Source organism: Soehngenia saccharolytica DSM 12858 (assembly GCF_059568515.1).
Genome location: NZ_JCANTN010000015.1, coordinates 1 through 18,096 on the forward strand (window position 1 = coordinate 1; position 18,096 = coordinate 18,096).

The following is an 18,096-nucleotide window of genomic DNA, read 5'->3' on the forward strand; positions in this document are numbered from 1 at the left end:
ATTATATCATAAATGTAATTAATTTTTGCCTCGTATTTGAGAAATCTCGAAATTTACTATATCTGGCAAGTTGACTGAATATATAGACATCTTGTTAATTTATTGACAATATATTATAATATGCTAAAATAATTGCATAAATACAATTAATTAATATTTAACAGGAGGTTAGATTATGTATTCGATTAATGAAATCGATGAAATCATATCCAAACACGGTAATGATCAATCGTCTATCATTGCAATTTTACATGATGTACAAAGTAAGTACAATTATATTCCTCAAGATTGTTTAGAGTATATTGCTAATAAACTCGATATCAGTCCTGCAAAAGCTTTTGGAATCGCAACATTTTATGAGAATTTCTCATTAGAGCCCAAAGGCAAATACATAATAAAAGTTTGTGATGGAACAGCTTGCCATGTCAGAAAATCCACACCAATACTAGAAGCTCTTAGAAAAGAATTGAAACTAACAGATAGTAAGAAAACAACTGATGATTTGATGTTTACATTAGAAACTGTATCATGCCTTGGCGCCTGCGGTCTAGCTCCTGTTATAACAATAAATGACAAAGTCCATGGTAAAATGACTCCTGAGGTTGTAGTAGAATTATTAAATTCTTTAAAGGAGGATAAATAATGCGAATAGACAACTTTGAAGATTTCTATAAATTTCAAAATCAATTTAACAATGCTTTAAATAACCAGACACAAAAAGTAATCGTATGTGGTGGCACTGGATGTGTTGCTGGTGGCTCTTTAGATGTTTACGATAAGATTAAATCTTTGTGTACACAAAGAGGACTAAATGTAGAAACAGTATTAGATATTCATGATGACAAGAATTCTATTGGAATAAAGAAGTCTGGATGCCATGGATTCTGTGAAGAGGGTCCACTAGTAAGAATTGAACCTAACAATTTATTATATTTAAAAGTTACTGTCAATGATTGTGAAGAAATTGTTGAAAAGACTTTGATAAATAATGAACCAATTGAAAGACTACTATATAAATTTAATGATAAAATATATCCTTCACAGGAATCAATTCCTTTCTATGAAAAACAAACAAGAATGGTTTTACAAAACTGTGGGCATATTGATGCAGAATCTATAATTGAATATATTGGGATTGGTGGATATAGCGCATTTGTTAAATCCCTTAATATGCGTCAAAATGATATTTGCAACGAAATGATTGAGGCTAACTTAAGAGGTAGAGGTGGTGGAGGTTTCCCTGCAGGGAAAAAGTGGATTCAAGTAATGTCCTTTGATTCAGATGTAAAGTATGTCATCTGCAATGGCGATGAAGGAGATCCTGGTGCTTTTATGGATAGGAGTATTATGGAAGGTGATCCACATAGCATATTAGAAGGTATGTTAATTGCTGCATGTGCTACAGGGGCTACAGAAGGATATATTTATGTAAGAGCTGAGTATCCACTTGCAATACAAAGGTTGTCAAGAGCTATTGAGCAAGCGAGAGAAATAGGATTGTTAGGAGAAAACATATTGGGAACGTCCTTCTCATTTGACATCCACATTAATAAAGGAGCAGGTGCATTTGTCTGTGGAGAGGGTAGTGCTCTAATGGCTTCTATCGAAGGAGAAAGAGGGATGCCTAGAGTAAGGGCAAAGAGAACTGTTGAAGAAGGCCTCTGGGGTAAGCCAACTGTATTAAATAATGTTGAAACATTTGCAAATGTAAGGCATATCATAAATAACGGAGCTGAATGGTTTAAAAAATATGGCCCATCAAATAGCCCTGGTACTAAAGCATTTGCTTTAACTGGAAACGTTAAAAATACTGGGCTGATAGAAGTTCCAATGGGAACAACACTAAGGGAAGTTATTTTTGATATCGGCGGCGGCATCGCCAATGGGAAAAAATTTAAAGCTGTCCAAATTGGAGGACCTTCTGGTGGCTGCTTGAGTGAAGAACATTTAGATTTACCTTTAGATTTTGATTCTCTAAAAAAAGCGGGAGCTATGATAGGTTCAGGTGGAATGGTAGTAATGGACGAAGATACTTGTATGGTTTCTGTTGCTAGATTCTTTATGAATTTTACTCAAAATGAATCTTGTGGAAAATGCATTCCTTGTAGAGAGGGTACTAAGAGAATGTTGCAAATACTGGATAAAATAATAGATGGAAATGGCACTTTAGAAGATTTAGATATGCTTGAAGAGCTCGGAGATACAATTACTAAAACCTCACTATGTGGACTTGGTAAAACTGCTCCTAACCCTGTATTATCGTCTTTAAAATATTTTAGAGATGAATATATCTCTCATGTTGTTGATAAAAAGTGTCCATCGAAAGTATGTTCAAAATTAAAAACAATTTATATTGATGAAGAGCTTTGCAGAGGGTGTAGTAAATGTGCACGAGTATGCCCAGTTGATGCTATAAGTGGAAAGATTAAAGAACCATATAAAATAGATCAAAACAAATGTATCAAATGTGGTAGCTGTATTGAAGCATGTGCATTCTCAGCTGTTAAGGAGGCCTAATCATGAAAGGTACGATGATTATAGATGGTAGAAAAGTCGAATTTGAAAATGAGCAAAATGTATTGGAGGTAGCAAGAAATGCTGGTATAGATTTGCCAACTTTTTGCTATCATTCAGAACTAAGTATGTATGGTGCTTGTAGAATGTGTATAGTAGAGGATGATAGAGGTGGAATTTTAGCATCTTGTTCTACTTTGCCAAAAGATGGTATGGAAATATACACAAACACCCCTAAGATAAGAAAATACAGAAGAAATATACTCGAGCTTCTATTAGCAAATCACGATAGAGATTGCACAACATGTGTAAAAACTGGTAATTGTAAGTTGCAAGATCTATCTTCTAGGCTCTGTATGGATGATGTAAGATTTCCTAATAGTATGAAAGAACACGAAATCGATTATAGTAGTTTAGCAATTATTAGAAATCCTAACAAATGTATCCTATGTGGTGATTGTGTCAGAATGTGTGAAGAAGTTCAAGGCGTAGGGGCATTGACATTTGCATATAGAGGATCAAAGATGAAAATTACGCCCGCATTCAATAAAAATATTTCAGAAGTAAATTGTGTTGACTGTGGCCAATGTAGAGCAATTTGTCCTACAGGAGCTATATCAATTAAAAATCAGAATAAATACTTCTGGGAATTAGTTAATGATAAAACTAAGAGGGTTGTAGTTCAAATAGCACCAGCAGTTAGAGTAGCCTTAGGTGAGAATTTTGGCTTAGCACCTGGCACTGTAACAATAGGAAAGATCATCACTGCATTGAAATACATGGGAGTAGAAAGTGTATTTGATACTTCTTTTGGTGCTGATTTAACTGTAATGGCCGAAGCAGAAGAATTTGTTGATAGACTAGAAAAAAACGAGAATTTACCTCTTTTTACTTCTTGCTGTCCTGCATGGGTTAAATATGCTAACAATAATTTTCCTGAACTCGAGCATAATATTTCAAGTTGCAAATCGCCTCAACAGATGTTTGGTTCAGTTCTTAAAAAATATTACAAGAGTATAGATAAAGAAGATGGCAGAGAAACAGTTGTTGTTTCAGTTATGCCATGTACTGCAAAAAAAGCTGAAGCAAGCAAAGAAGAATTTATAACTGATGGAGTAAGAGATGTTGATTTAGTAATAACTACACAAGAGCTTGCTATGCTAATTAAGGATGCAGGTTTGATGTTTGATAATTTATATGAAGATTCTTTTGATATGCCATTTGGTCTATCTAGTGGATCAGGTGTAATATTTGGTTCAAGCGGTGGTGTTGCTGAAGCTGTATTAACTAGATTAATGAAACAAAAACCTTCAGTTTCAGATAAAGAGATTATTTTCAGCAATGTTCGCGGTATGAAAAGGGTAAAAGAATCTAATTTTGTGTTAGATGGAAAAGAAATTAGAATTGCTGTGGTTCATGGACTAAAAAATGCTTCTGAATTAATCAAACAAATACAAAACGGCGAGAAAACATACGATATCGTTGAAGTAATGGCTTGTCCAGGTGGTTGTATTGCTGGTGGAGGCCAACCAACTCCAATGGATGAAGAAAAACGAAAGAAAAGAGCTAGTGGGTTGTATTCATTAAATAGAACGGCTCAAATTAAGTCATCTGAAGAAAACCCATTGATTAGAGACTTGTTTGAAGGCTTATTAAAAGATGATCATGAAATACTACATGTACACAAAATTCATAAATAGAGAACATATAAAAATACCTTCTAAATTTTTAGAAGGTATTTTAAATGTTTTTCTTGTTCCTCTGAATGTATCCATGCTCAACTGAAGGTGTAGCATTTACAGGCTGTGGATAGAGATCCATTAATCGATATACTAAAGGATCCATGTCGGTACTCACGTGCAATCCTAATTCTTTTGCTACATCAACTGTTATAGGATAATCATGAGTCCAAAACCCTTGCGTTAGCATATTGGATATATGTTTTTTTTCTTCTAGCGTGTAGCTATCTGGTAATAATGATATTATTGAATTGTACAATTGATTAATTGCCTTTTGTGCTACATCTGCCATAATCAAAGTTTCATCATCTATTTTGTCAACTGGTTTTTTATTCAAAACATTAACAATAGAAGGTGCTGGATACTGCCCTAGTTGTGGATCTACTGGCCCTAACATCGCATTCTCGCTCATTATAATCTCATCTGCTGCTAAAGCTATCAAAGTCCCACCAGACATTGCATAATGAGGGATAAATACTCTAACTCTGCCTTTATGGTTTCTTAAGGCTCTCGCTATTTGTAAAGCTGCCAATGCCAAGCCTCCGGGTGTGTGTATTATTAAGTCTATGGGCATATCATCATCAGTCATTTGAATTATTCTTATTAACTGTTCCGAATCATTTATATCTATATACCTCATAACAGGAAATCCTAAAAAATTCATGCTTTCTTGCCTATGAATAAGAGTTATGACTCTAGATTTATTTTTAACTTCAAGTTGATGAATGATCCTTCTTCTGCTAGCACGTAAGGACTGTTGTTTGATTAATGGTTGTAAAGCTGATATTATGAAGAAAATCATAAGCAAGTTAAAAAACATAGCTACCCCTCCTTTTATGATCTATATTTATAATACTACCCCGCTTTTAAACAATTAAGCAAAAATATTTTAAACAATTAAGCAAAAATATAAGTTGATAGCTAAATCAATAATTTATTTCAGAAAGAACCTCATAATACACTTTGTTAAATCCAACTCCTTCTCTTTTGCATATATTCTTAATATCTTCAAATTCTGGCTGAATCCTGTAATTACAATCATCGATAAGAATTTTTTTAGCATTTATGTCACCATACTTCGTGTTTATAGTTATTAATTCCCTATTAAGAATTCTTCTCTTTAGTCTTTGCTCTCTAATACCTATAGATGTGGTATTTTTATAAATAATATCTTCTAACTTTTCTTTTTTGACTTCATCAGTTATAACACTTAACATATAAGCAGGCCTATTTTTCTTCATATATATTGGAGTGTAGTATACATCCTTAGCTCCGTTATCAATGAGTTCTTGAAAAATAAATCCCAAATTTTCTCCTGTTGAATCATCTATGTTAGTCTCTAGTAAATAAACTTCATCTTCGTCTATATCAATAGTTTCTAATTCTTCAATCTCAAATACTCTCAATATATTAGCCCTCGAAAAATCTTTTGATCCTGCCCCCAATCCAATTCTTTTAATTTTAAATTTATCTGGCATCTTATTTTTCGAGTTTAAAAAAGCCGCAATTCCTGCACCTGTAGGAGTTATCATTTCACCTTCTTCATCTGTAAGATTCATATAGAGATTATTTTGTGCAAATATATTTGCAACTGCTGGAACAGGAACAGGTAATATTCCATGTTGAATTTTTGTTGTTCCCCTACCCTCAGATATTGGAGAAAAATAAATATCTTTCACACTTAATTCATCGATCAAAATAGCAGTAGCAACTATGTCTACAATCGAATCAATTGCTCCTACTTCATGAAAGTGAACCTCGCTTATTTCTACGCCATGTGCTTTGGCCTCTGCTTTAGCAATTATTTCAAATATTCCTTTTGCAATTCTTTTAGCATTTTCTGTCAAAGAAGAATCTTCAATAATTTTTTGAATATCAAAGAGATTTCTATGCTCATGACTATGTTTATGTTCTTTTTTAACAGATTTTAATATCAATGAAGAACTCAATTTTGTTTTTCCATGTTGTTCTTCTTTAGTTTTAACGCTTAACTTGTCATCTAAAATTACATCAAATTTCAAAGCTGATATTGAATTTTTATATACCCTATTGATATTGATGTTAAATTTTTCTATTTTTAAACTTTCTAAATAATTAAGCAATGTATCTATGTCTAATCCTAAATCTAAAAGTGCTGATACAGTCATATCCCCACTGATTCCAGAATAACACTCGAAATATAATGCTCTATTTCCCATTAGAACTCACCACCAGTCTATTAATTTGATTTGCAATATATCCAGCTCCAAAGCCATTGTCAATATTTACCACAGCAATTCCTTCTGCACATGAATTTAACATTGTAAGTAGCGAAGATATTCCGTTAAAATTCGAGCCATATCCCACCGATGTAGGAACAGCAATTACCGGTTTGTCTACCATACCTGCAATAACTCCTGGTAATGCGCCTTCCATTCCAGCCACAGCGATAATACAATTTGCACTAGATATCTCATCTATTTTTGATAAAAGTCGATGTATGCCGGCTACACCAACATCATAAATTCTCATTACTTTGCTTCCAAAAAATTCAGCTGTTTGTGCAGCTTCTTCAGCAAATGGTATGTCTGAAGTCCCACCTGTACAAATAGCAATATTACCTAAATTTTTGTAACTTGACCTTTTAAGCTTTAAAATTCTAGATAAATCGTCATATTCTACATTTTCGATCACAGATTTGACACTTTCAAACTGTTCTTTTGATGCCCTTGTGCCAAGTACATCTACATCATTTTCTGCAAAATGTTTAAATATATTAATTAAATGATCTTTCGATTTCCCTTCGCATAATATGACCTCTCCATACCCCTTTCTGAGTTTTCTATGGTGATCAAGTTTTGCATATCCAAGCTCTTCATATGGCATTTTTTTTAAAGTTTTAACAGCATCTTCAATCGAAATCTCATCAGCTTTTACTTTTTTCAAAATATCCTCTAAATCCATGTTTTCACTTCCTCTAAAATTTTATATTAACATCCATGCTTCCTGATCTGAACCCTTCGATATCAACAGTAATATAAGTAAATCCATTGGGTTTTAATAGATCTATTATTACATCTGAGTTATCTAATAATCTGTATAAGTCATCTCTTTTTACTTCTATTCTAGCTATTTCATTATGAACTCTGAGTCTAACAATATCAAATCCCATTTTTTTAATCTCATTTTCACATTTATCAATTTTATTCAATAAATTTAAATCAAGTTTTGTATTATATGGTATGCGTGTAGCAAGACAAGGTGCTGAAGGTCTGTTAGCAACACTTATACCCAAATCGCTAGCCAATTTTCTAACAGCATTTTTATCAATGCCAAGCTCTACTAATGGGCTCTTTATATCCAGCTCCTTCAGAGCTTTTAACCCAGGCCTATATGCAGATAGGTCATCTAAATTAGTACCATCGATTATATTTTTAGCACCATTTGCTTTAGCAAAATCCACGAGTTTTTGAAACATAAATTTTTTGCAGAAATAACATCTATCTACAGTATTATTTAAAATTTCATCATTTTGAAGCTCATCTATTTCAATGATCTTATGGGCTACACCCATTTCTTTGGCTAAATTTGTTGATATTTCAACGTCATTTATAGGATGAAGTTTTGTGTTTAAAGTTACAGCATATAAAACATATCTGTTAGTTTTATTTATATCTGCAGCAACTTTAAGCAGCAAACTGCTATCAACTCCACCTGAAAAAGCTATACAAAGCCCATCTTCAAGTAATTTTTCTATTTTGTTATACAATAATTTCAACGTATCCATTTTTCACCTCTTCTATTTCAGTATCTTCTCAAAAGCTATTCTTTCACTACCATCTCTAATATAAATTTTGCCGCAATAATTATAATTAAGTCTACTTAATACTTTTTGCATAGGTATATTTTTAATATGTGTATCAACTTTTATACTATATACCCCGTTGTCGGTACAGTATTTTTCGACATTTTCCATTATTATATATGAATACCCCTTCCCTTTATACTCCTCGTCTATTGCTACTCTATGCACTACTGCATACTCCAAATCGCTAAGCCACTTACCATCATATATTTTATTGTATGTTTCTTCTCCATCAAAAGAAATTGCAACATATCCTATGATTGAGTCATTATCTACTAAAACAAATCCATATCCTTTATCAATATCATCTTTTATTATTTCTTCATTAGGATAGTTGTTTTGCCATTGATCGATTCCTTTTATTCTAAAATTTTCTTGAGCTTTATAAATTATGTTCATTATTTGAGGAACATCTTTTAGCGTAGCTTTCCTAAACTCCATAAACTCACCTCTACATTATTTTGTATCTCTAATTATAATCATAGATCATGTTATTTACAATAAAAAAATACTTCCAAATAAGCAATCTTAATTGAATCAACTAGACTGCCTAATTTGGAAGTATTATATTATTATATATGTTTAAATTTATTTACTTTGCTTTATAAAAGTCGAATCGTAATCCTTTAATATAGCTGAAGCTTGAGGTGCCAATATGATTAATCCGATTAAATTTGGTATTACCATGAGCCCATTAAACATGTCTGCCATATCCCAGACAATCTCAACTTTCACAAATGAACCAAGTATTATAAAACCTAATACCAAACCTCTATATATGTTTATACCCTTTTTTCCAAATAAGTATTTAATATTTGCTTCCCCGAAAAAATACCAACCAATAATAGTAGTAAATGCAAAGAATAACAAGCTTATTGCAGTAAATACTAAACCAAACTTGCCTAGCCCTAACCCAAACGCTTTTTGAGTCATCTCTATACCTGTCAATCCTAATGTATTTGCTCCTGTTACAAGATTAATTAGAGCTGTTATTGTACAAATAACTAATGTATCAATGATAACTCCAACCATAGCTACCATACCTTGTTGTGCCGGATGTGCAACGTTTGCCACAGCATGAGCATGAGGAGTTGAACCCATACCAGCTTCATTTGAAAATAAGCCTCTAGCAATCCCATATCTAGCAGCTTGTTTCATCGTAACTCCTAAAGCTCCACCAACAGCTGCTTTAGTTGTAAATGCTCCTTGAAATATGCTTTTAAACGCAGGAATAATTGTAGTTGAATTCTTAAATATAATTATAACACTACCGACTATATAGAGAATTGCCATAAATGGTACAACTAATTCTGCAAAACTTCCAATTCTTTTCATTCCACCTACAAGTATAAGAGCTGCAAAAATGGCTATCGTAACACCCACTATAGGTTTTGGAATATTAAAAGCTGCATTAACAGCAGTTGAAATAGAATTTGATTGAACCATATTTCCAACAAAGCCAAGTGCAACAATTATTGTCACAGCAAAAAATCCCGCTAAAAATTTGCTTTTAACTCCTCTTGACAAATAATATGCTGGACCTCCAGTCACTTCTTCTCCTGATCTGTCTGCATATTTTTGTGCTAAGACAGCTTCTCCAAAGTTAGTTGCCATACCTAATATCGCTGAAACCCACATCCAAAAAATTGCCCCTGGACCTCCAGATGCAATTGCTGTTGCAACACCAGCCAAGTTTCCCGTTCCTACTTGAGCTGCCACAGCAGTAGCTAAAGCTTGAAAAGATGTCATTCCACCTTTACTCTCGTTTGTGTCTTTTTTGAATAAACCTCCAAAAGTTTGTTTAAAACCTGCTCCTACTTTTCTTATTTGTGGAAAACCAAGTCTAAAAGTGTAATAGATGCCAGTAAGTAATAGAGCATAAATTAATAACTTGTCCCACAAAAAACTGTTGACTAACTTTACAAATGATTCCATTTTCTACCTCCTCATAGTTTGTTAATTTCTCTCCATATATTACCATAATATTTTTTAATATGATTGTATAGGTATATTGATAAAATTTATACAATATTTTATAATTTAATATAAATAAAAAAAGATAGTAGAATAATTTTTCCACTATCTTTACAAAATTATAAATTGTATCACATCTCATATGTTGTTAAAACAAATCCATGGAATAGATCAAAATAGTTTAAATTCCACACAGAAAGCCATATTCGCATTCTCCTTCACAATTCTTTTGTGTGAAAAATTCATTTTCGTTCACTATCTCAAGTTTAGAAAAAATATTAACAATGTCATTTAAAATATAGCTTTCTTCTATGTCATCAAAAGCTACTTCTATTCTTTTACCTTTGTCTAATAAATAAATATACATATGATTTATATCAATATTTGGGTAGATTCTTTCAATCGCATATTTGTATGCAACAAACTGAGGTGCATAATCTTTCATTATTTTCTTCTCATCGTTAATGCTATTCACTCTGCTAGTTTTATAATCGATAATATCGATTTTCTTTTCTCCATTTTCCTCATAAACATCTAACCTGTCAATAATGCCATAAAGAATTAAATCGCTTTCCAATAATCTCACTCTAAACTCAAACTCAGTTTTTATTTTCTTACTTATACTTTGATTATTTTCTATTTTTAAGAAATTATCAATTAATCTATATATTCTAATCCTTTGACTTTCTTTTATTGAGCCTAGATATTTTTTAATTCTTTCTTCAATGTCTATCTCTTTATCTAATGCTAAATCCTCCAATACTCCGTGTACAAATGATCCTAGTTTTAAAGCATCTGTTGGCTCTGTGGCATTTAAAGCATTTTCTGATATATCTTCGTAGTTCTCATAAAGCATGCTTTTATTTAATCTATTATTATCTAAATGTAGAATATATCTATAAAAATATTTTCTAGGGCAATTTTTAAACATCATGTACTTGGAAATACTAACGATAGATTTTGAATTATAATCAATTTTAAAATTAATATTATCAAGAACTTTTGCTGTATCTAGGCTAGTAAGTTGTCTATTGATCGATGATTCTTCTTGGATGTATTCATAATCATCAAATGATTTAGTTAGCTCTTCATATTTATTAAAAGGTAAAGTACTTAGTTCGCCAAATATTGTATTTGCATTATTCCTTTTTTCTATACCACTTAATGACAAAAACCTAATTGCACGAGTTATGCCCACATAAAGTATCCTCAGCTCTTCATATTTATTTTCTATGACCTTTTTATTCACTATATCGCTAAACATTGCTTCTGTCTTTGAATTTCTTAAACACAAACCTAATCTAGAGCTATCGCCTGTGGATGTATCGTATATGAAGTTTTCATTATTGTTTTTAGTAAGCTGATAATCAAGGGCTGGAATAAAAACAGCTTCAAATTCAAGCCCCTTTGCTGCATGTATCGTCATGATTTTAACTGCATCGCTATTTTCAGTGTCCAAAAATGCCACTTGTTCCTGATCTGATTCACTGGATAAATTATCAATATACTCAATAAATTCAAGTGGCGAATAAATCCCCTTATTATCAAATTCAATTGCTATTTCTAAAAATTTTTCATAATTTCTATATTTCTGCAAGCCATCATCTTGAATTAAAAGAATTTTTTGTATGTTTAGCTCATGATCAACCAATTTAATTAAATCGTGTATCTTTAAAAAAGAAGCTTTTTGCTTTATATAAAATAATATATCAATTTTATTATTCAATCCTTTCGCCACTTCTAAATCATCAGTGCTTTTAATACGAGAAAAGACCTCAATCACATCATTATCAGATAAGCCAACAAAAGGACTTCTCATCAATGCCAAAAATGATCTTTTCTCATCTTGATTGTACATAAACTTAATTAAATTAATTAAATCCTTGACTTCTTGAGAATCGTAATATCCTATTCCTCCAAGCACAGTATATGGAATGTTTTTTTCTTTTAATGCGTTTTCAAACTCTTTCAAACTATTTCTATTTCTTAGGAGTATTGCAATATCTTTATATCTCATGCCTTTATTGTTTAATTCGGCTACCTTGTTCGCTATGAAATTGGCTTCTTTTATTCTACTATCACTTTCATTTTTTTCAACCAGTGTCAATAGTTCTTCAACAGATACCTGAGATTCTCTCAATTTTTTAATATTTAATTTATTATTTGTTACCTCTTTTGTATTGTCAATAAATGTAAAGATAAACCCAGACTCTCCTTCTAATGAGTTTGTAGTTTCAGAAGGTTCATATATTTCTATGATCCTATTAAAAATATCATTAGTTATTTCAACTATTTTATCATGGCTTCTATAGTTCTTTAACAAATTCATCTTTTCTCCATTTTGTTGTATAATTGAAGTAATCTGATCAAATACTTTGTAATTGGCTCCTCGGAATTGATAAATTGATTGTTTAATATCGCCAACAACAAATAGTTTCCCATCTTCAATTTTTCCATTATTCTCAGTCAAATATAATAATATTTTTAATTGAATTTCATTAGTATCTTGAAATTCATCCACTAAAAAGTATCTGAATCTATTTTTTAACTTTTCTCTGGTTTCATCATTTTTTTCTAAGATCTCTAAAGCGTATCTTTCTAAATCATTAAAGTCCATGAAATTTAACGCTCTTTTTTCTTCCTTAAATTTTTCATCGACTGCGTTTACCATTTCCAGTATAAAGTCAATAACTAATTGACAATCTCTATAATTCTCATCATTCTCATAATACTTTATAATGTTATTAGTTGAATATTCTATAGCTTCTTTTATGCTGTCTCCTCTAGTTGTTATTTCCTTATATATGCTCAGAATTTCATTTATAATTTGAGTTTTTAAATCGTATTTTACTTTAACATTTGAAAAATACATATCAAAATAACTGTAATATCTCTCATCTTCAATGAATAAATTCAATATTTCTTCTGCACACTTTTTTAACATTGCCTGTCTATCTGTGTTTTCAATAATTTTATACATTGGATCAATCCCAATTAAGTAGTAATTGTCCTTGATTATATCATCACAGAAACTATGAAAAGTTGAGATATTTGAAAGAACCATATTTTCTTTTATTTCATTAAGTTTAGATACCATTTCATCGTCTTTCTCATCTTCTAAAAATTCATTTACTAAGTCTAATATTCTCTCCTTCATCTCCAATGCAGCTTTTTTAGTAAATGTAATTGCAACTATTTCATCAATTTTTGCATCTGTATCGAGTAATATCTTTAAATATCTCCTAGTTAAAACTCTTGTTTTTCCAGAACCAGCTCCTGCATGTAAAGCGATATTTTTGTTTATATCTAACGCTCTTGCTTGTTCTTCATTTACATTGTATTTCTGCATTATTTGTTCTAAATCAATCATATTATTTCCTCTCTTTTATTCATTAACACAATAGGATTATATCGACAGATATCTTGAAAATCGCACTTATAACCATAGTTATTAATGTATTTGCATTTCTTTGGCAGCGTAAATAACCCTTTATTTATCCCTTTTATGCTATTTTCTATGAAGTTTTTATTTATATGAGCAAATATTACATCCAAATTGTTTTGCAAAACTGTATTAGTTTTTCTATCAATATCGAGAATTTTTCTCGTTTCATCTACAATTATCCCTGAGATTTTAGGTTTTCCTCTTTCAAGTGTTTTAGTTATGTCATAATACACAAGAGCAACACACTTAGGATTTAACCCTTTTGATCTAAGCAATTTTTCCACAGCAAAATAATATATAATTACCTGTATTGCATCGCCTTTTAAAATATCACTTAACGACCCTGCATTAGACATTTTATAATCATATACTATGTATCTTCCTGTAGGTTTATTCTCAGAATACTCTAAATCAACTCTGTCTATGCGGCCATAAATCTGTGCATTTTCAATTAAGTCATTTTCAGAAAACCATTGTTCTATAAAGAATGGTCTAAAATCTATTTTCTCATTAAATTCAACATCAATACTAATAAACTTTTTAGCTTTATCTAGAATAATCTTTTTTGCTCTATCAGTTAAAATATCGTCAAGAACTAGTCCGTATTTTTTGAATGCTGCATCCGCTAAATATTCAATTTTCTGTTCATCATAAATTGTTTTATTATGAATAAATTCTCTATAATAGTTTGCTAATATTTCGTGGAATATATTGCCTTGATTAATACTAGAAAATATGTATTCATCCCATCTATATACACCTAGCCCTTGTTCAAGAAGATATTTAAAATGGCATTTATTATATGTCATTATTTTAGAAGCGCTGTATTTAGCATCGTCAAATATTTTATATACTAACTTTTCATCAACTTTTCCATCATACTCTGTGTATATTTCACTGTTTCGCTTGTCCTCTACAGTTCTTGCCATTATGATATTATTTAGCTCTTTACTTGAAATATTACTCAATAATACGCCAATCTCTTTTTCATGTGTTATACAGTATCTCATTAAAGCTTCATTTTTAGAATGTACTGAATTGAATTCAAACCTATTTTTCATTGATCTTAGATCCTTTTTGGGATTATTTTCTCCTATCTTATACAATAGCTCATCTAAAAATTGAGATTTAGCTATATATGATCCATCTTCATTCGCTGTTCTATAACTTAAATATAGCGCTTTATTAGGCGATGCTATTGAAAATAAAAACCTTATCTTCTCTTTATCCATCTCATATTGGTTTCGATTTATTTTTGAATTATTGAATAAATCCCTTTCCCTATTAGAATATATCCCAGTATTCTTTATTATACTAGGAATTATACCTTCATTTAGCCCCATAAAAAATACATAATCATACGTCGTGCCTCTAATCACGTCAGTAGTTAATACTTTCACTCCATAACTAAGTTTGTTATGTAATGTGACAGTTTTATCTCTTAGATAAAAATCAAGTGTAAATATAAACTCATTGTAGCTAATATCCCTATTGTAGTAAGCATATGATTTAGCAATATTATTTAAGATATCTTCAAATTCAAATAAGGCCTTTAAATCCCTTGTCATCAAATCAAATGAAATATCATTGCTGTTGTATAAATCTGCAATTCTTTCCTTTAGCTTAAGATCATTAATTATTTTTATAAGTTCGTCCTTAAACTCCTCGAACTTAGCTTCTGATTTAAAAAGTGACAATCTTTCGCTTACCTTTTCATCAAATGCAATAAAAGACTTGCTTATTTCTCTAATCTTTGCATCTTCTTGGGATAAATTATTTAAATACTCAGCAGTATCAATCCCTTTGTAAAAATAATTTAATATAAATAAAATGCCTTCTCTACTTTCTAGATCGATATATGGGCTTGTTGCAATTTCTTTTAACAAATCCTTATTAAATCTGTCTGTTTTCAGTTTTAGTAACGAAATTAAAGTTCGTATAAATGGAATATTTGTGATTTTTTCTGATTTACTCAATGCAATATGAATCCCATATTCATTAAATATATCAAGTATTTTTTCTTCATAGGCCATCTTATCAGCGATAATCAATGCTATCCTGGATAAGTCTATGTTGTCGTTCTGCATCAATATATCCTTTATCTTACCAGCAACTTGTCTTATCTCATCCTCGATACATGGAGAATCAATGATTTCTATTTCATTACACTTAACTTTTCCAGATTCGAATACCACACTGGATAGTTCTTTGTACTTGCTATCTTTAATGAAATCATGATAAATTATCTCAAAGTTGTTTTCCTTTGCAAATTTTAAAATCTCATTTTCTGCAAAAGACCTAACAAATGGGATATCTAAAGGTAGATGATAAATATATTCCATATTGAAGTTGTTTTTTATTGTCTTCAGTAATGTCTCTTCACTAGTTGATACATCAATATATCCATCAATTACAAATAATGTGACATCGTCAAAAAATCTTGTTTTATTTATATTTTCTATTGCAATAAGTATTAAATCGTTTAAATCTAATATGTTTAATTCTTTAAGTTTATTTGTATATTCCTTATATATTTCGGCTAATTCAATCGATTTATTATAGGCAACTTTATCATTTAGCGAATTAATATTCTTCAACAAATCTTCATATCCTATGTTATTTTCTTTCAAAATTCTAATCTCGTTTAATACATTGATGATAAATCCATTTTTGTTGTATACTTTATCAAAATAATACAACATATTGTCATCATGCATCTTTTTGATTATGTCTTCTAAAATTATGAGCGAACTTTCATCTGTGATTATTTCTCTTTCCTCCAAAAAATCCATTGAAATCCTCATTATTAGATCATCAAATGTTATAACATCAATATTATATAATGCACCTAATTCGTTAAGTACACTTTCTCTTACAAATTCAATTAGTTCATCTGAAGGTGCTAAATATATTACTTTTTCATTCCTCTTTATTGTATCTACAACTCTATTAAGCAAAAAATCACCTCGATTATTTGATGCATGAATTACATTAATTTTATACTGTAATTTATTAATATTCAATATAATAGTTAAACTATGTACATATTTTTTTATTTAAAAATCCATATATGCAAAAAGCTCCTTAATTCTAAGATTAAGGAGCTTGGATTAAAAAATCATGCGACTTGTGATCCTTCACTTCGTTCAGGATGACAAGTCCAGCATTTTAAGCATATTTCAGAATCCTGTCATTCTGAGCGTAGCGAAGAATCTAATCATTTAAACTCCTCCGAAAAACCTTTCCTTAATGTAAATGTTAAAATGAATATGAACAAAAATTAGAATCTCAAAATGTACAAATTTGTACATTTTTTCTTGTATAATATTTCTAAAAAACTATGACAGGAGTAATATTATGCGGAAAGATGTACTTAACCAAATTAAACTGATAGGGGAGGATTTTGATGTCTTGAATAAGAGTGAATTAGCTAGAAGATTTAACTGTGATAGAAGGACAATTGATAGGTATTTAAACGACCCTAGTTCAGGTACTAGAAAACCTAGAAATCTTAAGAGTAAAATTGACGATTTCAAGGAAACTATCATAGATAAAGTAGATAACTATGGTTCTACCTCAATGTCTGTATATAAGTTCATTCAAAAGAAAGGTTACACTGGCGGTTATCATACAGTTAACAACTTTGTAAAAGATCATAAGAAGTCTGAGATAAAAAAGGCCACATTGAGATTTGATACAAGCCCAGGGTTACAAGCTCAAGTAGATTGGAAAGAAAGCATTAATATGTTCAGTAAACATGGTGAAATATTTGAAGTTAACATATTTCTAATGGTACTAGGATACTCTAGACTTAAATATTTAAAATTAACTGCAGATAGAACTCAGGAGACGTTATTTGAGTGTTTAACCCATGGTTTTAAATACTTAGGTGGTGTCCCTAAAGAAATATTATTCGATAATATGTCCTCTGTTGTTGACAGGAGTAGGACAACCTTTAAAAATGTAGCTATTAATCAAAAATTTAAGTACTTTTCAATAGATGCTGGATTTGAAATAATAACCTGTAGACCATATAGACCAGAGACTAAAGGTAAGGTAGAGACCTTGGCAAAGTTAGTAGATAGATTAACCCCTTACAACGAAGAATTTGATACATTTGAAGAGTTAGAAGCAATAGTAAATACATTTAATATGGAGATAAATAATGAGATATCACAAGCAACTAATGAAGTTCCTTTATTACGATTTCAAAAAGAGAAAGAGTATTTAAACCCTTTACCTAAAATGGATGTGCTTCTATCATATTTCCACCACGAAAAAGAGTACAAGGTATCCAAAGAATCTATGATCAGGTATAAAGGGAAAAAATACTCTGTACCTACCAAATATATTGGTAAATATACAACAATTTCAGAAATTGATTCTGAAATATATATCTATTATACAAAAGATTTAATTGCTTGTCATAGGATATCTGATAAAATTCTTCATTACAAAAAAGAACATGTAAAAGAAATACTTCGTTCAGATGCTCTGAAGCATTATTCAGATGAAAGGATTGAGGAATTCATTGAAAACAACTTAAAGAGTATGGATATTTTTCTTGAGGAGTGATTAAT

The 18,096-nt window shown here is 30.7% G+C and carries 12 protein-coding genes; 4 read left to right on the forward strand and 8 right to left on the reverse strand.

All coding sequences use genetic code 11. The annotated features are described in order from the left end of the window. The first annotated feature begins 175 nt into the window (after window positions 1-175). Genes BO51_RS05530 through BO51_RS05540 form a run of 3 tightly spaced genes read left to right on the forward strand, consistent with a single transcriptional unit; the run spans window position 176 to window position 4,214 of the window. Entirely contained in the window at window positions 176-643 is a 468-nt protein-coding gene (locus BO51_RS05530) for an NADH-quinone oxidoreductase subunit NuoE family protein (protein ID WP_496484748.1), read from the forward strand. After that, window positions 643-2,517 (forward strand): NADH-ubiquinone oxidoreductase-F iron-sulfur binding region domain-containing protein, encoded by a 1,875-nt coding sequence (locus BO51_RS05535; protein ID WP_496484750.1) that lies wholly within the window; start codon window positions 643-645, stop codon window positions 2,515-2,517. The genes BO51_RS05530 and BO51_RS05535 overlap by 1 nt, the downstream gene beginning before the upstream one ends. Before the next feature lie 2 nt (window positions 2,518-2,519). After that, window positions 2,520-4,214 carry a [FeFe] hydrogenase, group A gene (locus tag BO51_RS05540; protein ID WP_496484752.1) on the forward strand — a complete coding sequence of 565 codons (1,695 nt, stop codon included), beginning with the start codon at window positions 2,520-2,522 and terminating at the stop codon, window positions 4,212-4,214. Window positions 4,215-4,254: 40 nt separating this feature from the next. Here BO51_RS05540 and BO51_RS05545 read toward each other — a convergent pair whose 3' ends face one another. The 8 genes from BO51_RS05545 to BO51_RS05580 form a co-directional block, all read right to left on the reverse strand. After that, window positions 4,255-5,073: an SDH family Clp fold serine proteinase gene (locus BO51_RS05545; protein WP_496484754.1), complete on the reverse strand. Its 819-nt coding sequence runs from the start codon at window positions 5,071-5,073 to the stop codon at window positions 4,255-4,257. A gap of 106 nt (window positions 5,074-5,179) precedes the next feature. After that, window positions 5,180-6,451 carry a nickel pincer cofactor biosynthesis protein LarC gene (gene larC, locus BO51_RS05550; protein ID WP_496484756.1) on the reverse strand — a complete coding sequence of 424 codons (1,272 nt, stop codon included), beginning with the start codon at window positions 6,449-6,451 and terminating at the stop codon, window positions 5,180-5,182. After that, the gene (larB, locus tag BO51_RS05555; RefSeq protein ID WP_496484758.1) at window positions 6,441-7,196 is read right to left on the reverse strand and encodes a nickel pincer cofactor biosynthesis protein LarB; all 756 of its coding nucleotides are present in this window, start codon (window positions 7,194-7,196) and stop codon (window positions 6,441-6,443) included. The genes larC and larB overlap by 11 nt, the downstream gene beginning before the upstream one ends. 13 nt (window positions 7,197-7,209) lie before the next feature. Further along, window positions 7,210-8,019: an ATP-dependent sacrificial sulfur transferase LarE gene (gene larE, locus BO51_RS05560; protein ID WP_496484759.1), complete on the reverse strand. Its 810-nt coding sequence runs from the start codon at window positions 8,017-8,019 to the stop codon at window positions 7,210-7,212. A gap of 12 nt (window positions 8,020-8,031) precedes the next feature. After that, entirely contained in the window at window positions 8,032-8,538 is a 507-nt protein-coding gene (locus BO51_RS05565; RefSeq protein WP_496484760.1) for a GNAT family N-acetyltransferase, read from the reverse strand. A 147-nt stretch (window positions 8,539-8,685) separates the two neighbouring features. After that, complete coding sequence (locus BO51_RS05570) at window positions 8,686-10,032, reverse strand: alanine/glycine:cation symporter family protein (RefSeq protein WP_496484761.1); 1,347 nt, start codon at window positions 10,030-10,032, stop codon at window positions 8,686-8,688. 220 nt (window positions 10,033-10,252) lie between these two features. Continuing rightward, window positions 10,253-13,441 (reverse strand): UvrD-helicase domain-containing protein, encoded by a 3,189-nt coding sequence (locus BO51_RS05575; RefSeq protein ID WP_496484762.1) that lies wholly within the window; start codon window positions 13,439-13,441, stop codon window positions 10,253-10,255. Next, window positions 13,438-16,473 carry a PD-(D/E)XK nuclease family protein gene (locus BO51_RS05580; protein ID WP_496484764.1) on the reverse strand — a complete coding sequence of 1,012 codons (3,036 nt, stop codon included), beginning with the start codon at window positions 16,471-16,473 and terminating at the stop codon, window positions 13,438-13,440. Before BO51_RS05580 ends, BO51_RS05575 begins: the two co-directional genes overlap by 4 nt. Before the next feature lie 400 nt (window positions 16,474-16,873). On the opposite strand from BO51_RS05580, the gene istA reads away from it, so the two are divergent. Further along, entirely contained in the window at window positions 16,874-18,091 is a 1,218-nt protein-coding gene (gene istA, locus BO51_RS05585) for an IS21 family transposase (RefSeq protein ID WP_074366709.1), read from the forward strand. Window positions 18,092-18,096 lie beyond the last annotated feature (5 nt).